The sequence below is a fragment of the Hyphomicrobiales bacterium genome (genome assembly GCA_016710435.1).
In the GTDB taxonomy this organism is placed as follows: Bacteria; Pseudomonadota; Alphaproteobacteria; order Rhizobiales; family Aestuariivirgaceae; genus Aestuariivirga.
On sequence record JADJVV010000001.1, the window covers coordinates 635,536 to 654,214 of the forward strand.

Consider the following 18,679-nt stretch of genomic DNA (forward strand, 5'->3'; position numbering starts at 1 on the left):
TGTCTAACGATAGAAACCGTCAAGCCCGATCCGCCTCCATTTCAGCCCTTACGGCCTTACGAGAGGAAGGACGCGGCCATCTTGATGTCATCGAAGAACTGCATCTTCATCGCGTCCGCCTCATCGGCGTTGCTGGCCCGCAGGATTGCCGCGGGATGGAGCGTGGGCAGAACGGTACGCTCCTCCGGCATCTTCTCCACCCTGCCCCGCCGCGACATCACCCTGCTTCCATCTCCGGTGAGTGACAGCATGGCTGTTGCACCCATGCCGACGAGCAGCAGCGGTTGGACCAGGCGGATCTCCTGCGTGAGCCACCAGCGGCAGATATTGATTTCGGTGCCGTTGGGCCGCTGGTGAATGCGCCGCTTGCCACGCGGCTGGAATTTGAAATGTTTGACAGCGTTCGTCACGTAGACATCCGCCCGTTCCAATCCGGCCTGCGCCAGCGCCTGCGCAAAAAGCGCACCGGCCGGACCGACGAAGGGCTTGCCCGCAATGTCTTCCTTGTCGCCGGGCTGCTCGCCCACGAACATGATGCGGGCCGTACTGGCCCCCTCGCCACACACCGTCTGGGTGGCGTGAAGGCACAGGTCACAGCGCCGGCAGTGACGTGCGTGCTCGTGAAGGTCGGCGAGCGAGTTGAATTCGCCAGTTGCGGCAGTGGCCAGCGGCACTGCGGGAGCCTTGATCTTTGCCAGATGGGAGGGCGGCGGCGTTGCGGCAGCCAGGCGCATACCTTGCGCCCGTGCCTCCGCGCCCCGGATGAGTTCCGGAATGAGTGCCGCCTCCGGAAGGTTCTTCCAGTATTTGCGCGGCATTTCCGCCTGCATTGCCTTCACCTTCAGGCGCGCGGGGTTGAAGATATTTCCGTAGTAGGTACGCCACAGATCTTCCACGCCATCACTGAGGTTGGAATTCGAAGCAGGTTTGGCGTCAATGGTGAGATCACCACCCACGCAGGACACGCTTCCCCGTGGCGTGGCAATCAGCCAATCCATGTCGGCAAAGCGCCGCACAAAAAATCCGGCGACATGTTCAAGAATGAAGTGCTCGGGCTCGAACCATGCCGCGAAGCGCCGCCGGTTTCCATCGTCCTGGGGAAGCTCCTTGAAGCGGACGAAAGCCTTCATCTTGTGGGCGTCGCGCCGCACGGATTTTGCCATCACCTCAAGTTGCCGCACGGTGGGATCCGCTGGGTTGGACAGGATGTCGCCATCATGCATCACCCGCAACAGAAGGTCATACAGCAGCGCAAACACATGTTCATCGCGATGGCAGGATGCTTCGCGGGCGAGCGCCAGAAAGGCCTTGGGCACGGTCATCGCGACGGCAGGGGCGTCACCATCGGGAAATGCCTCGCCCGCGAGCAGTGGCGGAGGCGAACCGTGGCGTCTCCACACCACATCCCGCGAACGCACATTCTGTCCGGCCAGTGCCCGCGCCTGCATGCGCCAGCAGTCGAACACCCCGGTCGCTGGCAGTTCCAGCGCAAACATCAGATCAGGCTCAGTTGCTCGGGAGCAACGAAGCTGGACCGAAGATGGGCAGAGTCCAGCAGGCGGCCAGGCGTCCAGTCGCATGAGGCGAGAAAGGACCTGGCGATTTTCATCCGCACACCCAGGCGCGCCAGGTCATCGTAGCGCAACCCGCCATGCCGCCGCGCTTCAAGGATGCGCTTGACCGACTTGACCCCCATGCCCGGAACGCGCATCAGCATCTCCCGCGCTGCCGTGTTGACGTTGACGGGAAAGAGATGCCTGTTGCGCAAGGCATAGGCCAGTTTGGGGTCCACATCGAGGTCGAGCATCCCGGTCTCGGTCGTCGATGTGACCTCGTCCAGGGAAAACCCGTAGAACCGCAACAACCAATCGGCCTGGTAAAGCCGGTGTTCGCGCATCAACGGTGGCTTGATCAGGGGCAGGATGCGCGAGGAATCCGGGATCGGGCTGAAGGCCGAGTAATAAACGCGCTTCAAGGCATAGCTGCCATAGAGCCCGGCCGCCCGGGACAGGATGACGGAGTCATTCGCGGCGTCGGCGCCGACGATCATCTGCGTGCTCTGTCCGGCGGGCGCGAAAGTCCTGGTCTTCTTGCTGACCATGGTCTTCTCGGACGCGTCCGAAATATGAACGCGAATGCCGGCCATCGCCTTCTTGATTTCCGTCACATCCTTTTCCGGCGCAAGATTTGCAAATGACTCATCCGACGGGAACTCGATGTTGACCGAAAGCCGGTCGGCATATCTCCCCGCCGCCTCGATCAGCGCGGGCGACGCATGCGGAATGGTTTTCAGGTGAATGTATCCACGGAAATCATGATCCATGCGCAAGGTTCGCACCACACGCAACATGTCCACCATCGTCGCATCGGGAGACTTGATGATGCCTGACGACAGGAAAAGTCCTTCGATATAGTTCCGGCGATAGAATTCGATCGTCAGCGTGACGATCTCCTCCACGGAGAACCGCGCGCGCGCAACATTGCTGGATGCCCGGTTGATGCAGAACGCGCAATCGTAGATGCAGAAATTCGTCATCAGGATCTTGAGCAGCGAGATGCAACGCCCGTCCGGTGCGTAAGCGTGACAGATGCCGCGACCTTCCGTCGAACCCAGCCCGCCATGGGAATCGGAATGGCGCTTGGCTGTACCGCTCGATGCACAGGAGGCATCGTACTTCGCGGCATCACTCAGAATTTCAAGTTTCTTCTGCAAGGTCAGCTGGGTCATGTTCTATCTTTGTTCTATTGCACATTTCCCACAGGTGCAAATGAACTCCGGGCAATAACTGTGAGCAAATCCTGCGGAAATTGCAGCGGGGTTTGCGGCACGCGCCTTTGCTGCATTCCATCCAGTCCAGCGCAACCTCACTGAAGCGTGGCCGGGATCCCACCACCGGGCCAGCGCGCCATCGGTGTGGAGAAGGTTGGCAGCCTGTTCCGGCGTCAAAGCTCAAGCGCAGGAACTCATGTGCCACATGCTTTGCGTTACGATGAAACGCCGGCAGATGGCAGATCGCAAATTGGGGGAGGAATGGTGGGTGGTACAGGGATCGAACCTGTGACCCCTACCATGTCAAGGTAGTGCTCTACCGCTGAGCTAACCACCCACGTTGACTGCGGTGCGGGTGCCTATAGGGGGCAAAGGCGGGGCTGGCAAGGGGCAATGAAGGCCTGCCCAGACGTTTTCGGAAAGCGCTTTCCCGACCCTGATTTCAGGCCGCCATCAAGCGGTTGACCTCGTTCACCAGGTCGCGGAGATGGAAGGGCTTGGAGAGCACCTTGGCATCCTTTGGCGCCTTCGAATCCGGGTTCAGCGCCACCGCCGCAAAACCGGTGATGAACATGATCTTGAGCGCTGGATCGAGTTCCGCCGCGCGGCGCGCCAGTTCGATGCCGTCCATTTCGGGCATCACGATATCGGTCAGCAACAGGTCGAAGGTCACCTGCTTGATCTCCTCGAAGGCGCTGGCGCCTTCGCCGAAAGATGTCACCGCATGGCCCGCCTTCTCCAGGGCGTTCACCAGGAAACGCCGGAGATCTTCGTCATCTTCTGCGAGGAGGATGCGTGCCATCTTCTTGTCTTGCATGTTCACCCGAATACCTGCTTGCCCCCGCGACTATGCCTGCCGCGCAGTCCCAAATCAATCGTGGCGCGCAGGTTAGCGGCACCCGGGTAAACAGGGTGTGAACCTCCTGCATCAACCGGGCAGGCATGGACAAATCGATTGTCCCTGCCCATAGTTTGACAACGGGCGATCCGCGCCCCTTCAACTTGCGCTGAAACGTGGAACCAGGCACAGGGAACAATGCCAGCATGACGGCAGAGGATGTCTTGGAGATCATTGCCCCCGCCGAATGGACGGCGCCGATGGTATTCAATTCGCCGCACAGCGGCAGCCTGCTCCCGCCGGATTTCCTGAACCAGGTGCGGCTCGACCATCGCTCCCTCCGCCTCTCGGAAGACTGTTTCGTGGACGAACTCTTCGGCGGTTGCATCGCCGCCGGCGCGCCCATGTTGCGCGCCCTGTTTTCGCGCAGCTACATCGACCTCAATCGCGAACCTTATGAACTCGACCAGCGCATGTTCTTTGAACAGCTGCCGCGTCACTTCAACATGTCGTCGCCGCGCGTGGCCTGTGGTCTTGGCACCATCCCGAAGGTGGTGGCGGAAGGCCATGACATCTACCGTGGGCGCATTCTTCTGGCCGAGGCGCTGAACCGTATCGAGTGCTTCTACCGGCCCTATCACCGCGCCCTTTCGGCCCTGCTGAACGAGGCCCACCGCGCCACGGGCCGTGTGCTGCTGGTGGATTGCCATTCCATGCCATCGAGTGCCGTCAGCGAAATCCAGGCGCACAACGAACGGCGCATCGATGTTGTGCTGGGCGATCGTTATGCCGCGTCCTGCGATCCGCTGATTGCCGCCACGGCGGAGGATTGCCTGCGCAATGCCGGCCTCAACGTGGTGCGGAACCGGCCCTATGCCGGTGGCTTCTTCACCGAAAACCAGGGCCATCCCCGACTGGGCCGCCACGCCCTGCAGGTTGAGATCAACCGTTGCCTCTATATCGACGAAGGGCGGCAAACCAAGACCGCTAACTTCAATGCCATGAAGGACATCCTCGACACGCTGGCTCATACGCTGGGCACGCTGCTCGCAGACCAGATCCCGGCCGTCGACTTCCAGATGGCGGCGGAGTAGCAGTCGCAATAAAAAAAGGGCCGATGCACTACCGTGATCGGCCCAAGTCTAGGGAGGAAACGCCCAAAAGGGCTGCGGGAGGGAACCAGAGGTTCAGTCCCGATGACGGCGATATGGCATTGCAACATTTGCCTTTCAAGAGGCACTTCTGATGCAGAATTGGTCACAACTTTGATCATTTGGACAAATATATTGCCTTTCCAATGGTTTGAGGCCAAAATGCCCATTACGCCACGAGCTATGCAAATTTTGCAATGCTTATGAAAATTGCTGCATTGCACAAATCCGCCCCTTCACGGCAAGCGAGCGACGCGCCCGCGCCCGACAGGGTTGAATACCGGGGAGCATTACACCGTGAAGACCACTGAACTCGCCCAGCTCACGACATTTGCACTGAGTCTGGCAGAGGCTGCCGCCCGCGAAATCCTGCCCCATTTCCGGCAAAACGCCCCCATCGATATCAAGGCAGGAGACGTTTGGGACCCCGTCACCGAGGGCGACAGGGCGGGTGAGCGCGCCATCCGCCACCTGATCGAGAAACACTATCCGGATCATGGCATCATTGGCGAGGAATACGGGACGCGCGAAGGCCGCTCCGGCCTCACGTGGATTCTCGATCCTGTTGATGGCACCCGGTCCTTCGTCATCGGCCTCCCCACCTGGGCCACGCTGATTGCCCTCTACGACGACGGAAAGCCACTGCTGGGTGTGATGTCGCAACCCTTCACCGGAGATGTCTTCGTCGGCAACAGGGAAGGTTCAAGTCTGATCCATCGCGGCGCGCGCCAGGACATTCGCGTGGGCCCCCGCCGCGGGCTGGCGGACAGTATGGCCGGCACCACCTCGCCTCATCTCTACAGAAACGAAAATGCTGTTGCATTCGAACGGCTGCGGTCCACCATGAAGTCGGTGCGCTACGGACTGGACAGCTATTCCTTCGCCCTGCTGGCGGCTGGTCATCTCGACATCGCCATGGATCCCGTCCTGCAGATCTACGACATCGCGGCCCTCATTCCGATCATGGAAGGCGCGGGCGCCGTCGTCTCCTCATGGACCAGCAATGACCCGCGCACGGGCGGAAACGTGATTGCGGCGTCCTCGCAGGCCCTGCTGGATGAAGCACTCGCGCTGATGCAAGCAGGCCTGAACGCTTAAGCCGCGAAACGGCGCAACAAGGCAATGCTGACACAGCAGACCGCGGCGGACAAAATCGTGCCCCACGCCATGTCGACAATGGCAACCTTTGCGTTGAAACCCTTCATCGTGGCGAGGTTGGTGAGATCGTAGGTGGCATAGGCAACGAGGCCAAAGAATGCGCCCTTCAAAGTCGCACGCACAAGGCTTTCGCCTATCATGGCCGGATGAATGACGAAGACCACAAGTCCCGCCACGAACAGCAGATAGAAGGCGATGGCCACGGCGAAGTTGGGCTGCTCCCGCATCAATCCGCCAAGCTCCGTCCGGTAGAAGCCGGGGCCCATGGTGCTGAGCCAGGCGAAGTCAGCCGCCAGGAAGAAAACGGCCGCAATCACATATTGAAGAAGAAAACTCTGCATGACTGCTCCCGTGGCCGCGTATGATGGTTACGCAAACGGAGGGACGGGCGGATCACCCGGCGGGAACGGAAGGACAAGTCCGCTCAATCGTCCCGGTAGACGCGCTCACGGCGCTCGTGCCGTTCCTGGGCTTCGATGGAGAGGGTTGCGATGGGCCGCGCGTCAAGACGGCGGAGGCTGATGGGGTCGCCCGTCTCCTCGCAATAGCCATAGGAACCGTCCTCGATCCGCTTCAGGGCGGCATCGATCTTCGAGATCAGCTTGCGCTGCCGGTCCCGCGTGCGCAGTTCAAGCGACCGGTCCGTTTCGGACGACGCCCGGTCAGCGATGTCCGGCAGCACATGGTTTTCATCCTGCAGGTGAGACAAGGTCTCCTTGCTTTCCTTCAGGATATCATCTTTCCAGGCCAGCAGCTTCTGCCGGAAATAGGCGACCTGCCGCTCGTTCATGAATGGCTCGTCATCGCTGGGTTTGTAAGTGGCATCTACCACATCAGACATTTTGCGTATCTCTCCACCCAATTTGTGCGCGGCTTATAGCGACACGGGTGGGGTGCAGCAAGCCTTGCCAAGCATCGGAAACCCTGACCTGATTCGGCTCAACTCCGGGAACTTTTCTTCTCTTCCCAGCGGTCCTGCGCCTGCATCCACCAGTAGGACCCCTGCACGCCCAAGCGCCCAAGTTGTCCAAAGGCCCAGCGGGGTGCAAAAGGCGCAAACTGCCGCCAAGCATCATCTTCACCGGCAATGCCACGTGCGATAAGGAGGCCCCCCATCGCCGTTGTGTTGAGGCCATGCCCGCCAAAGGCCGTGGCATACCACTGGCCGTCAGCATCGCGCCCGATCAGCGGCATCTTGTGAATGGCATATCCCATGAGTCCGGCCCAGGCGTAGTCGATGCGCGCGCCCGCGAGTGACGGATAGACCGAGACCATGTCGCGGCGCATCACCTCCGCCAGTTGCGCAGGCTCTGACACGCGCGTCGTGATGCGGCCGCCCCACAGGAGCCGCCCGCCCGTGATGAGGCGATAGTAGTCGCCCGCGCGGCGCGTATCCGCGATGGCGGCACTTGTGCGGATCACATCCTGCTGCAGCGGATTGGTCACCGCCACATAGGTCGCAACCGGCAGGATCGCTCGCCCCGACGTGAGATGGAGATGTGGCGCAAGCGAAGACACGCAATGCACGACATGCCTGACGCGCACTTCACCTGCGGCCGTCTTCACGATGGACCCGCCAGCAGACTTCGTGACCGAGAGCGCCGCGGAGTTTTCATGGACGCGTACGCCGGCAGCCGTCGCAAGCCGTGCCAGCAGAAGCCCGTAGGACAGCGTGTGAATGTGAAAGGTGTTGTCGGAGGTGATGCTTTCGAAATAGCGCGGCGAGACCAGGTGCAGGCGCGTCTCTTCCGTGCTGGAATAATGCAGCGTCTCGCCATGATCCCGGTTCATCAACTCCGCGTAGGCCTTCAGGCTGCCGTCGTCCCGGTGGCGGAGCGCAACGCGGCCACCCTGGCCCATGATTGCGGACGGTTCATGGCCGCGCAGCATCTCGCGCACATAGCTGGTTCCTTCGCGTGACAATTGATAGAGCGCACGCGCTGCATCCTTGCCGACAGCGCGCATGATGCCCTCGACACCAAGGGCAAACCCGTTGGAGACAAATCCGCCATTGCGGCCCGATGCCCCGCAGGCAACACGGCTGGCATCGAGCAGCACCGTTGCCAATCCGCGGCGCTGACACTCCAGCGCCGTCACGAGCCCCGCAAATCCTGCGCCGATCACGCAGACATCCGCTTCTGCCACACCCGAGAGAGGTGCGTAATTTTCCCGCGAGACTGTCGCCTCGTACCAGCTTTCCGCGGGTTTAATGTCCTGTTGCAATTTGAACCACTCCAGTTTCTGCGTGCTTAACGGAAATTTAGCTGAACATCTCCATTTTGAGGAGAACAGTTATTGTGTGGGTCGGTATCATGCGTGGTGTCTCTCTTATTTCCCTGATTGCGGCGTGTCTGTCTTTGGCCGCCTGCGCCGGTGGCGGCGGTGGCGGAAGCGCCCTGTCACTTGCAACCGATCTCAGCGTTTGCGGCATTTCCTGCGATATCTCGGGGTCCTCCAGCGGAAGCTCGAGCGGCTCGTCCAGCGGATCCTCCAGCGGATCCTCAAGCGGCAGCTCTTCGGGCAGCTCCAGCGGTTCCAGTTCGGGCAGTTCGTCGGGCAGCAGCTCCGGCACCGGATCCACCGGCGGCGGCAACGTCACCGCCCTCTCGCCCACCACGGCCCAGCGCACGATTACGCTGGAAACCAGCGTACTCCTGAAACCCACCACGGGTACCTCGCTTGCTTCCCTTTCAACGTCGGGCACCACCTCGGCTGCCTCGAACACGGTTGCAACAGCCGCCATCCTTTCGCCCTCCAAGCCGTCGAAGCTGATGGCCGCATTTGACACGGGCACCGCAAGCAACAGCAGCTGGGCCACACCCGTGCTGATGAACGAATACGTGACCGGCTCCAACCGCGTCGATCCCTTCAATACGCTCGCCAGTGGACAGCGAAATGCCGGCGCGGGGACGAACTACCGTGAATATCGCGCCCTCAGCGCCAGCGAAAACCGCGACGAGTTGCTGCAGGTCTGGTCCTATGACGACAGCTACATGCTGCAATACCGCAATGCGGCCAGCGGTGCGGAAGCCAAGCAGCAGGCCTGGTCATTCGGCGGCAATGCGACAAGCACGATGCGGACCGCTGGCGTCGCCAACTACAAGGGCCGTTTCGCCGCCACTGCCAAGACTGCCAACTGGTACCAGCCTGACAGCGCCGACGTGAACCCAAACGCCCTCTGGCAGGTGCAGGGCGACACGACGCTTGCAGCCGACTTCGGCGCCGCCAAGGTGACTGGCACCCTGACACCGGAAACCTGGACCAGCTTCCAGCAGAGCGTCGGCGGCAATTACACCTGGTACACCGGAGCCTATACGGGCGGTGTTGCTGCTCCGTCGGGGGCCACGGCTTCCGCGCCAAATTATTCCTTCTACAACACCACGGTGGGCATCGACGCCGATATCGCCCAGGTGACGACACCCACTCCCGGAAATACGCCCAACTATACTGGTGAAGCCACGCTCAGCGGCGGCTTCGTCTCGGGTGACAACCCGGTCTATGGCGGATTCTTCGGCAACGACGCTTCCGAAACGACAGGCGTGTTCAACGTCTATGGCACCATGCCCCAGCCCATCGGCGGTGCCGATGGCATCAACGGAGACCGCCGCGGCTACCTCACCATCAATGGCGCCTTCCACGCCAATTGTGTGTCCGGAGCATGCACCCCCTGATCGGACGTACACCATACGGTTTCAAGCGCGCAGCATTCTGCGCGCTTGTTGCGTTGATTGCAGCCCATCCCGCGCAGGCCGCGACTGCGGTGGCTCCCACGGCGCAGCAGATCGCCGAATATGAAAGCGTGGACGAAACCACGCGCGTGAAACTGCTGATGCATCTTGCCCGGTCCGGCAAGCAGGACCTGGTGGCGGATTTGCTGCAGCGCTACCCATTGACGGGCAAGCATGCCGCCAATCGAACCCTCTTTCTGCAGGGCCTCATCCTTGAGGCAGACGGTGACCTCACCGCCGCCGTCAAGAAATTCCGCTCGGCACTCGCCAGCGATCCCAATCTGACACTGGTGCGGGCCGAACTTGCCAAGACACTGGCGCAACTCGACGAAGACGAGAGCGCCAAGCACCACCTCGACATTCTGGCGCAGTCCGCTCCCTCGGAAGAAACCGCGCGCGGCATCCGTTCTTTCATCGAGCAGGTGGACCACAAGAAGCCGCTGAAGTTCAGTGCCTTTGTCTCTGCGGCCCCCACCACCAATATCAACGGTGGTTCCAACCACTCGACGATGACGGTCTATGATCCGTATTCGGGCGGCAGTGTTCCCGCCTCCATCAACAAGCGGAAATCCGGTGTTGGTGCATCGGTCGGCGGCTCGGTCGGTTTCTCGCGCCGCGTCGGCAATGATTTCTATCTGGTGACCGCCGGCAACGCCTATGCGGCCCTCTACCAGGACACGGACTTCAACACCTACGGCCTGAGCGAATCCGCCGAGCTGCGCTACATGCTTGACCGCGGCTACTTCGGGCTGGGTGGCGTGGCGAGCCAGGGCATGGCCCTTTATGATGTCACGGCGACCGACACGGACTATGAGCACGTGTTGAGTTACGGCCCCCGTATTTCCGCCCAGTACAACATCACAGTTCACGACCGCATCAACGCCAGTGCCGTCTATACGTGGAAGGATAGCCTCGAACGCGACAAGCTGGATGGCACCGACCTTACTGCCAACGCCTCGCTGGAGCACACCTTCGATCCCAGCCTCAGCGTCTCGGCCTTTGGCGGCTTCGACCGCAACGAGACGGGGATCAAGTACAATTCCTTCCGGCAATGGTCGGGAGGTGTGGGCATCTACAAGGAACTTCCCGCGGGTTTCACCGTTGATGCCCGGGCCCAGGCCATGGTTTCGGATTTCGACGCCATCCACCCCGCCATTGCCACGGCGGCCCGCAAGGATACGCGGCTCTCCGGCACGCTCGAAGTCACCAAGCGCGATCTCAACCTCTTCGGTTTTGCGCCTGCTGTTTCTTATTCCTATGTGCGCAACCGCAGCAACGTGGACATGTATGACTATGACAGCCACACCGTGGACTTCCGCCTGACCAAGGACTTCTGAGAATGCGCGGCAATGTGGCCGCCGCGGCGCGTGTTGCAGCCTGCGCCCGCTCTCGCTAAAGCAGCGCCCATGCGTTTTTCATCCGGCAAGGACTTCCTCAACTGGCCCCACAAGGCTGTCACCGTCTTCGGCATGTCCGGAGTCGGAAAGACCACCTTTGCCCAGCTTCTCCAGGAACACGACTGGTTCCACTACTCTGTCGATTACCGCATCGGCACCAAGTACATGGACGAGCACATTGCCGACAACTTCAAGCGCGAGGCGATGACCAACCCGTTCCTGCGCGAACTCCTGCGTTCGGACTCGATTTACATCCGCTCGAACATCACATTCGACAACCTCGCCCCACTCTCGACTTACCTCGGCAAGCCCGGCAATCCCGCCAAGGGCGGCATTCCCTTTGCCGAATACAAGCGCCGCCAGGCCGAACACCGCGAGGCCGAAATCCGCTCGCTGCAGGACGTGCCGGATTTCATCCGCCGCGCCCGCGAGGTTTACCAGTATGAACACTTCATCTGCGACAGCGGCGGATCACTGTGCGAAGTCGTAGATCCCGACAACCTGGATGATCCCGTGTTGCGCACGCTCGCAGACAACACGCTACTGCTCTATATCGAGGGCACGCCTTCCCACACCGCCATGCTGGTGGAGCGCTTCCGCAAATATCCCAAGCCCATGTACTATCAACCCGCCTTCCTGGATACGAAGTGGGCCGAGTACAAGGCGTTGAACAGGATCCGTGCCGATGACGATGTGGACCCCGACGGCTTCGCCGTTTGGGGGTTCGAGCAGCTGTTGCATCATCGCATCCCGCTCTACGGCAAGATTGCCAACAACTTCGGCTACACGGTTCGAATGCGTGACGTGCCCACCGTCACCAGCGACGGGGACTTCCTGAACCTCATCACCCGAACCATCGACCAGAAGTAGACACCATGCCCATCCGCATTCCCAACGACCTTCCCGCCCGCAAAGTGCTTGAGCGCGAGGGCGTCAACATCATGACGGAAGAGACGGCGGCCCGGCAGGACATCCGCCCGCTGAAGATCGGCCTCCTCAACCTGATGCCGGAAAAGATCAAGACGGAGACCCAGTTCGCCCGCCTGATCGGCGCCTCGCCCCTGCAGGTGGACCTGCGCCTCGTGCGCATTTCCAACCACACACCGAAGACGACCTCGCAGGAACACATGATCGCCTTCTACGAAACGTGGGAGGAAATCCGTGCCGAAAAATTCGACGGCTTCATCACCACCGGTGCGCCCATCGAGCATTTGCGCTTCGAGGATGTGACCTATTGGAGCGAACTGGAACGCATCTTCGAATGGACGCAGACACATGTTCATTCCTCCATGAACATCTGCTGGGGCGCGCAGGCCGCACTCCACCATTTCCACGGCGTGCCCAAACATCCGCTGCCGCAAAAGGCTTTTGGCGTCTACCGTCACAAGAACCTCAATCCGTCTTCACAATACCTGCGCGGCTTCTCGGACGATTTTTCCATGCCCGTATCGCGCTGGACCGAGGTGCGCCGGACCGACCTGCCCGCCGGTGCCGGACTTGAGGTGCTGATGGAATCGGACGAGGTGGGCCTGTGCCTGATCAACGATCCCCAGCACCGCTCGCTCTACATGTTCAACCACATCGAATATGACACCACCACACTGGCGGACGAATACAACCGCGACGTGGTGGCGAAAAAGGCGATCAACATGCCCGCCAATTATTTCCCCGGAAACGACCCCGCACGGCCGCCGGAGAACCGCTGGCGCAGCCACGCCCACCTGCTCTTCGGAAACTGGATCAACGAGGTCTACCAGACGACCCCTTATGATCTCGCCCGCATCGGCACCTAGCCGGTCCACAACTGCCCCTTGCAGCCGCCGCAAATGATCTCCAACTATGCGGCGGTTGAAAGGGCATTGGGCTTTGAATTTCACGGACTTCCTGGACGGCACGCGCCTCGCGGCAGGCGGATTGCGGGATTTCGCCACAGGATTGGTGAACCCGACGATCCGTCTTGGCGTTACGGGCCTGTCGCGCTCCGGCAAGACGGTGTTCATCACCGCCCTCGTCCATGCCCTCCTGACCTCGGCGCGCCTTCCGGTTTTCGAGGCGCAGGCCCGGGGCCGCATCACGCGCTGCTATCTCGAACCGCAACCGGATGACGACCTTCCCCGTTTCACCTACGAAAGCCATCTCGCCGCGCTGACAGGAGATGGACGTCATTGGCCGGAGGGTACGCGACGCATCAGCCAACTACGCCTCACCATCGAATACGAACCGCACGGCCTGTTGGCCCGCAGCCTGCAGAGCGGAAAGCTGCACCTCGATATTGTTGACTATCCCGGTGAATGGCTGCTCGACCTGCCCCTGATGGACCAGAGCTATACGCAGTGGTCCGCCGCAACTGTTGAGGCGAGCCGGAAGCTGCCCCGCCTGCCCCACGCGGCGGAGTGGCACGCGCATCTCGCTACGCTCAATGCAGCAGCCCCCGCGGACGAGCAGAAGGCCTTGCGCGCATCGGAAGTCTTCACGGCCTACCTCGCCCGCTGCCGGGAATCCGACGTCGCTCTCTCGACCCTTCCACCGGGACGCTTCCTGATGCCGGGCGACCTCGCGGGATCACCCATGCTGTCGTTCGCGCCACTCGATGTGAAATCCGGTGACGAGCCTGCCTCGGGCAGCCTCGCGGCACTGATGCAGCGCCGCTATGATGCCTATGTCAGCAAGGTGGTGAAGCCCTTCTTCTTCGGCCACTTCGCCCGCCTCGACCGGCAGGTGGTGCTGGTGGATGTGCTCTCCGCCCTCAATGCCGGAAGTGCTGCCGTTGCCGATCTGCGCACGGCTCTCACGGGCGTGATGAACAGCTTCCGCATCGGCTCCAATTCCATCGTATCGAATGTCTTCGGTCGCCGCATCGACCGCGTGCTCTTTGCCGCGACCAAGGCTGACCTGTTGCATCACACGAGTCACGACCGCCTGGAAGCAATCCTGCGCGTCCTTGTGGCGGAAGCCGCAAGCAAGGCTGAATATAGTGGCGCGGCACAGGATGTGGCCGCGCTTGCCGCCATCCGTGCCACGCGTGAGGCAACGGTCACGCGCGGCAAGGATGAACTGCCCTGCATCGTCGGTATCCCGGAAGCGGGCGAAAAGCTGGGCAATGTCTTTGACGGCGAAACCGAAGCGGCCATTTTCCCCGGCGACCTCCCGCCCGATCCCGCCGTCGCACTTGCCGGCGCACTGGAAGGTCAATTCCGTTTCGTGCGCTTCCGCCCGCCCTTGCTGAAGGACGCATCGTTTCCCCACATCCGCCTCGACCGGACGATGGAATTCCTGATCGGAGACCGCTTCTCATGACACGCAAGCCCCAGGCCTTCGTGCTCGACGGCGACAAGGAAGAGCCCCGGCTGAAGGCGGCGAGGGCGCACATTGCCTTTGACCCCGAACCGGAAAACCAGGACCTCGTCGTCGTGCCCCAGGCAAGCCTTGATGCGCCACCACGGCGCATGCGCTGGGGCCGCCTGCTCCTCGGTTCGCTGGTCTCCCTCTTGGCGCTCTGGGCCGGCTACTCCATTGAACAGATGGTGGAACAGTTCTTCGCCAGTTCTCCCGTTCTGGGCTGGACCGCGCTTGCCATTGCAGGGATTGCCGGCTTCGCCGCGCTCGCCATCGTCATCCGCGAGATTTGGGGCATCGTCCGGCTCAACACCATTGAAACCCTGCAGGACCAGGCGGCCCGGGCCATCAACCTCGATGAACAGGATTCGGCACGGCAGGTGGAGTCGGGGCTGACCTCGATCTACGCCGCACGTGCCGATCTTGCCTGGCCGCTGAAGGAGTTCAAAGACCTGTCGGGCGACATCCTCGATCCGCGCGACCGGATGATGCTTGCAGACCGCCTGCTGATGGAGCCGCTGGATGAGGCGGCTCACCGCATCATCGCCCGCCGCGCCCGGCGCGTGACGTTGCTCACCACCGTCACACCAGCCGCCGCCCTCGATATGCTTTTCGTGGCCTCGCAGAACTTTGCCCTGTTGCGTGAAATCGCCGCGCTTTACGGCGGGCGGCCATCAACGCTCTCCACATTTCGGCTGGCGCGCATGGTCATCACGCATCTTGCTGTCACCGGCGGTCTCGCCCTGTCCGACAGTTTGATCCAGCATCTGGTCGGCAAAGGCCTGTTGGGCCGGCTCTCCGCGCGTTTCGGCGAGGGTGCCGTCAACGGCATTCTCACCAGCCGCATCGGCCTTGCCGCCATGGACGTCTGCCGCCCCATACCAAGCCGCCGTCCGGCGCGCGAGGCGCTTGGCAAGCTGCTCCGCGAAGTCGTAAGTTTCACGCCGAAAGAAAAGGCTGATGACGCACGCAACCCTCAATCCGGAAATCCAGCGGAACCATAACCGGCGCAACGCCATTCACACCGCGCTGCTGATCGGCGGCACCGGCTTGTTGATGGGCGTGATGGCCTATTCGGTGCTCGGCATCTTTGGCCTGCTGGGCGCGACGATCATCGGCGCCATCGGCCTCGTCAGTCTGAGCCGCATGTCACCCAAAATGGTTCTCAAACTCTACAAGGCACGGCCGCTCGATGACAACGAGTTGCCGGAACTGCAGCAGCTCATGCGCCATCTCGCGGAGCGCGCCAACCTGCCCACCGTGCCGCAGCTCCACTATGTGCCAAGCCGGATGCTGAATGCTTTCGCAGTCGGCAACGCCCAGGACTCCGCCATTGCCGTGACGGATGGCCTGGTGCGCGGCATGACCATGCGCCAGATTGCGGGCATCCTGGCCCACGAGACATCGCATATCGTGAACGGCGACCTGAAGGTGATGGGACTTGCCGACGTCTTGAACCGCATTACCAGCTTCATGGCCACGCTCGGCTTGATCGGCGTTCCCATTGTCTTCGGCACGGGAGTCGATATTCCCTATATCGGTCTGTTCATGCTCATCTTTGCGCCCACCATCGGCGGGCTGCTGCAATTGGGCCTGTCACGCGCCCGCGAATATGATGCAGACCTGGATGGCGCGACGCTCACAGGCGACCCCGAGGGACTGGCTTCTGCGCTGACCACACTGGAAGAACGCCAGCGTGGCGTTTGGGAAGGCATGTTCCTGCCGGGCGGATCGGTTCCGCAACCGTCACTGCTTCGCACCCATCCGAAAACCGAGAACCGCATTGCCCGCTTGAAGGCCCTGTACCAGGACACCTCGACGCCGCTCACGCCAGCACCAGAACAACGGAACAAGCCGCAGCCCTCTTTCGTGCCGCAGGTCCAGAACCCCCGCATCCGCTGGCACAGGCTCGGCGTTTACTTCTGATTAACCGTCTCCCCGATTGCACGGAATTTGCAGCACTTTCCTGATAATTTGCAGACAAGAGTGCTGCCGGGAAGGGACATGCCTTATGGACAGACTTGCAGCGCTGCCTCACGACACCGTGGTGACATCGCCGCCTGCTGCCTTGGAGCAGGCCGCAAGCGTTCCAGCCAACGGGCATCTCACTCTCGTCACCTCATTGGCGGGTCTTCTCGCACTCGAAGAGAACTGGCGCGAACTGGAGAAGAACGCCCAGACGCTGACCGCCTTCCAGACCTTCGACTGGATATCTGCCTGGTGCCGCACCTATTGCGCGTCAGGCACATGCCCGGAAATTCATGTGATTGCCGGTTTCAACAATGACCGCCTGGCCTTTGTCTGGCCCCTGATGAAGGTGCGGCGCGCCGGCCTCAACGTTCTCTGCTGGCTCACGGAACCCTTTGGCCAGTACGGCGACGTCGTTTGTGCGAAGGGGGAATGCGCGCGCCTGTGGGTTGCCAATGCGCTCCGCTTCATCCGCCGCTTCAAGGAAATCGACATTCTGCGCCTGCGCCACGTGCGCAATGACAGCACGCTGGCCAGCGTGGCCGCCCATGAACTCGTGAATGCGCGGCTGGATGAAAAGGCACCCTATCTCGACCTCTCCCAGTTTGCGGCCGAAACCGACTACGAGAACCGCTACAGCGGAACCCAGCGCAAGCGCCGCAAGAAGATCCGCAAGCACCTGGAAGAACTGGGTCCGGTAACATTCTCGCGCGTACCACTCGGAACAATCTCGGACGCCGCCGTCGCCGAGGCCATCGTGGAGAAGAACAAGTGGCTGGGCGAACGTGGCCGCATCAATCAGGTCATGCACTGCCCGTTCCATCTGGATTTCCTGAAGACACTCGCGCGCGGCAACCAGGAAACCCTGGCCATGGTCGTGACTGAACTGCGTGCTGGCGACAAGCCGGTCTCATGGGAAATCAGCTTCCGCACAGGCGGTACGCATTTCGCCTACATCACCTCCCACCGCAACGAGCTCACCGATCTCTCACCGGGGCGTCTTCATTTCGACCTCTCGCAACGCGGCTGCCTCGCCGACGGCATGAAGGTGTTCGACCTCATGGTCCCCTACGATGCCCACAAGGAATCGTGGAGCTCGGCGTGCATGCCCACGCAGGACTATTATCTTCCGCTTTCGGGGCGCGGCAATGTGGCGGGAACACTGTACCTCAGCCATCTCCGCCCTCTCCTGCGTGCGGCTTACTACCGCTTGCCGCAATCGGTGCTGCGCTACATCAACCCGTTGCGCGCCCGTTCCACAGAGTAAGGATCCGCTGCACCGCCACATCGTGTTCGTCGGATGGCACGAAGGATAGGCGCGGCGGCGTTCCGCTCTGCAGATCACCCACCCAGCCCTTCACAGACAGGCGTTCGACGTAGGCCGCAACGCTTCGTGGCGGCGACAGGATTCCACGCCGGGCCAGTCGGGCGCCCAGTCCCTGCTGCGCCTGCCATGAGGGCACGAAGGAGGACACAGGCAAGCGGTGGACGTAAGTGGGGCGGCCTGTCTGGACCATTTCGGCCACCATGGAAACGCTGTCCGATGTGACGGCAAAGGCGTCTCCGAGCCGCAGCGCGGACTGGTAGGGATTGTCGCCGTGCCCGCGCGTCCACACCCAATTGGGCACGGTGATTCCCGCTGCCACGAGATCGATCGCCCCGGGCAGGCTTCTGGGCGAATCCATCAGGATCACGCTGCCTTTCATCCGCCGCGCCAGGTCATTGAGCCCCTGCGCAAAAGCTTCGATGTCCCGCACGCCGAAACGGATCGGAAATTTGGCGGCCCCGATGACACCCACTATCCACGGCCGCGGAAAATGCGACCACATGGCATCGAACGCCGCGAGCGTCTGCGGTGGAACATCGCGGGCCACGGCGAAAGGAAAATCCAGCATCACCACATTGCTTCCACCGGGCAGACCGTATTGCGGCGTCGTCAGCACCATGTCGAAACGCGCCGCATCCATGCGCGGGCGTCCGATATGGATGGCAAGCGTCTTGCCCTGCGAGCGTTGCCGGATCGCGAGATTGACCGGCGCACTGCGCCGTCCTGCACCAATCGCGATGTCGGGCCATGGCGGAACAAGCGCTTCAGCCGATGACGACGTGAGGCCGAAGAAGCCGGGTCCCGTCATCCAGTTGGGCAGGTTGGAGCGCGTGTTGAAAGCGAGTTGCCGCGTCACCACCGGCCCGCCGAGGCGCCGCCCCAGTTCCATGGCTTGCGCGTTATCACCCGCACGCGCCCCTAGCAGGACCCAGATCGATGGTTTCGGCGTTTTCATTTCACTTTCCATTAGGCGGCGGCGCACCTAATGTCACGAAGGGGAACATTG

18 protein-coding genes and 1 tRNA gene are annotated in these 18,679 nt (G+C 61.6%); 10 read left to right on the forward strand and 9 right to left on the reverse strand.

Annotated elements, in window-relative coordinates:
- Positions 1–56: 56 nt before the first annotated feature.
- The 4 genes from IPM06_03120 to IPM06_03135 form a co-directional block, all read right to left on the reverse strand.
- On the reverse strand, positions 57–1,496 hold the full coding sequence (locus tag IPM06_03120; GenBank protein ID MBK8769405.1) for a UdgX family uracil-DNA binding protein: 1,440 nt from the start codon (positions 1,494–1,496) through the stop codon (positions 57–59).
- Entirely contained in the window at positions 1,496–2,728 is a 1,233-nt protein-coding gene (locus IPM06_03125) for a putative DNA modification/repair radical SAM protein (GenBank protein MBK8769406.1), read from the reverse strand. The genes IPM06_03120 and IPM06_03125 overlap by 1 nt, the downstream gene beginning before the upstream one ends.
- 304 nt (positions 2,729–3,032) lie before the next feature.
- Positions 3,033–3,107: transfer RNA gene (locus IPM06_03130), tRNA-Val, on the reverse strand.
- Between the two features lie 105 nt (positions 3,108–3,212).
- Positions 3,213–3,572: a response regulator gene (locus tag IPM06_03135; protein MBK8769407.1), complete on the reverse strand. Its 360-nt coding sequence runs from the start codon at positions 3,570–3,572 to the stop codon at positions 3,213–3,215.
- Positions 3,573–3,814: 242 nt separating this feature from the next.
- Between IPM06_03135 and IPM06_03140 the strand changes: the two genes are divergently transcribed.
- Positions 3,815–4,702, forward strand: coding sequence for an N-formylglutamate amidohydrolase (locus IPM06_03140; GenBank protein ID MBK8769408.1), 888 nt, complete (start codon positions 3,815–3,817; stop codon positions 4,700–4,702).
- 354 nt (positions 4,703–5,056) lie between these two features.
- The gene (locus IPM06_03145; GenBank protein MBK8769409.1) at positions 5,057–5,857 is read left to right on the forward strand and encodes an inositol monophosphatase family protein; all 801 of its coding nucleotides are present in this window, start codon (positions 5,057–5,059) and stop codon (positions 5,855–5,857) included.
- On the opposite strand, the gene IPM06_03150 is transcribed toward IPM06_03145, so the two are convergent.
- The 4 genes from IPM06_03150 to IPM06_03165 all read right to left on the reverse strand — a co-directional run bounded on the left by IPM06_03150 (position 5,854) and on the right by IPM06_03165 (position 8,660).
- Positions 5,854–6,258, reverse strand: a complete 405-nt coding sequence (locus IPM06_03150) for a DUF2177 family protein (GenBank protein MBK8769410.1) — start codon at positions 6,256–6,258, stop codon at positions 5,854–5,856. The genes IPM06_03145 and IPM06_03150 overlap by 4 nt on opposite strands.
- A gap of 83 nt (positions 6,259–6,341) precedes the next feature.
- Complete coding sequence (dksA, locus tag IPM06_03155; GenBank protein ID MBK8769411.1) at positions 6,342–6,758, reverse strand: RNA polymerase-binding protein DksA; 417 nt, start codon at positions 6,756–6,758, stop codon at positions 6,342–6,344.
- Positions 6,759–6,856: 98 nt separating this feature from the next.
- The gene (locus IPM06_03160) at positions 6,857–8,140 is read right to left on the reverse strand and encodes an FAD-binding oxidoreductase (GenBank protein MBK8769412.1); all 1,284 of its coding nucleotides are present in this window, start codon (positions 8,138–8,140) and stop codon (positions 6,857–6,859) included.
- A gap of 37 nt (positions 8,141–8,177) precedes the next feature.
- Positions 8,178–8,660: a hypothetical protein gene (locus IPM06_03165; GenBank protein ID MBK8769413.1), complete on the reverse strand. Its 483-nt coding sequence runs from the start codon at positions 8,658–8,660 to the stop codon at positions 8,178–8,180.
- 28 nt (positions 8,661–8,688) lie between these two features.
- Between IPM06_03165 and IPM06_03170 the strand changes: the two genes are divergently transcribed.
- The 8 genes from IPM06_03170 to IPM06_03205 all read left to right on the forward strand — a co-directional run bounded on the left by IPM06_03170 (position 8,689) and on the right by IPM06_03205 (position 17,613).
- Positions 8,689–9,588 (forward strand): hypothetical protein, encoded by a 900-nt coding sequence (locus IPM06_03170; protein MBK8769414.1) that lies wholly within the window; start codon positions 8,689–8,691, stop codon positions 9,586–9,588.
- A complete protein-coding gene (locus IPM06_03175) occupies positions 9,576–10,982 on the forward strand; it encodes a DUF560 domain-containing protein (protein MBK8769415.1) in 1,407 nt (468 codons plus the stop codon). The genes IPM06_03170 and IPM06_03175 overlap by 13 nt, the downstream gene beginning before the upstream one ends.
- A 69-nt stretch (positions 10,983–11,051) precedes the next feature.
- Positions 11,052–11,912: an ATPase gene (locus IPM06_03180; GenBank protein MBK8769416.1), complete on the forward strand. Its 861-nt coding sequence runs from the start codon at positions 11,052–11,054 to the stop codon at positions 11,910–11,912.
- A gap of 5 nt (positions 11,913–11,917) precedes the next feature.
- Positions 11,918–12,835, forward strand: a complete 918-nt coding sequence (locus IPM06_03185) for a homoserine O-succinyltransferase (protein MBK8769417.1) — start codon at positions 11,918–11,920, stop codon at positions 12,833–12,835.
- A 46-nt stretch (positions 12,836–12,881) separates the two neighbouring features.
- Positions 12,882–14,339, forward strand: coding sequence for a YcjX family protein (locus IPM06_03190; protein ID MBK8769418.1), 1,458 nt, complete (start codon positions 12,882–12,884; stop codon positions 14,337–14,339).
- Entirely contained in the window at positions 14,336–15,382 is a 1,047-nt protein-coding gene (locus IPM06_03195) for a TIGR01620 family protein (GenBank protein MBK8769419.1), read from the forward strand. Before IPM06_03190 ends, IPM06_03195 begins: the two co-directional genes overlap by 4 nt.
- The gene (locus IPM06_03200; GenBank protein MBK8769420.1) at positions 15,339–16,304 is read left to right on the forward strand and encodes a M48 family metalloprotease; all 966 of its coding nucleotides are present in this window, start codon (positions 15,339–15,341) and stop codon (positions 16,302–16,304) included. The genes IPM06_03195 and IPM06_03200 overlap by 44 nt, the downstream gene beginning before the upstream one ends.
- A gap of 85 nt (positions 16,305–16,389) precedes the next feature.
- Complete coding sequence (locus tag IPM06_03205) at positions 16,390–17,613, forward strand: GNAT family N-acetyltransferase (GenBank protein MBK8769421.1); 1,224 nt, start codon at positions 16,390–16,392, stop codon at positions 17,611–17,613.
- Here IPM06_03205 and IPM06_03210 read toward each other — a convergent pair.
- Positions 17,582–18,628, reverse strand: coding sequence for a mitochondrial fission ELM1 family protein (locus IPM06_03210; GenBank protein ID MBK8769422.1), 1,047 nt, complete (start codon positions 18,626–18,628; stop codon positions 17,582–17,584). The genes IPM06_03205 and IPM06_03210 overlap by 32 nt on opposite strands.
- Between the last annotated feature and the right edge of the window lie 51 nt (positions 18,629–18,679).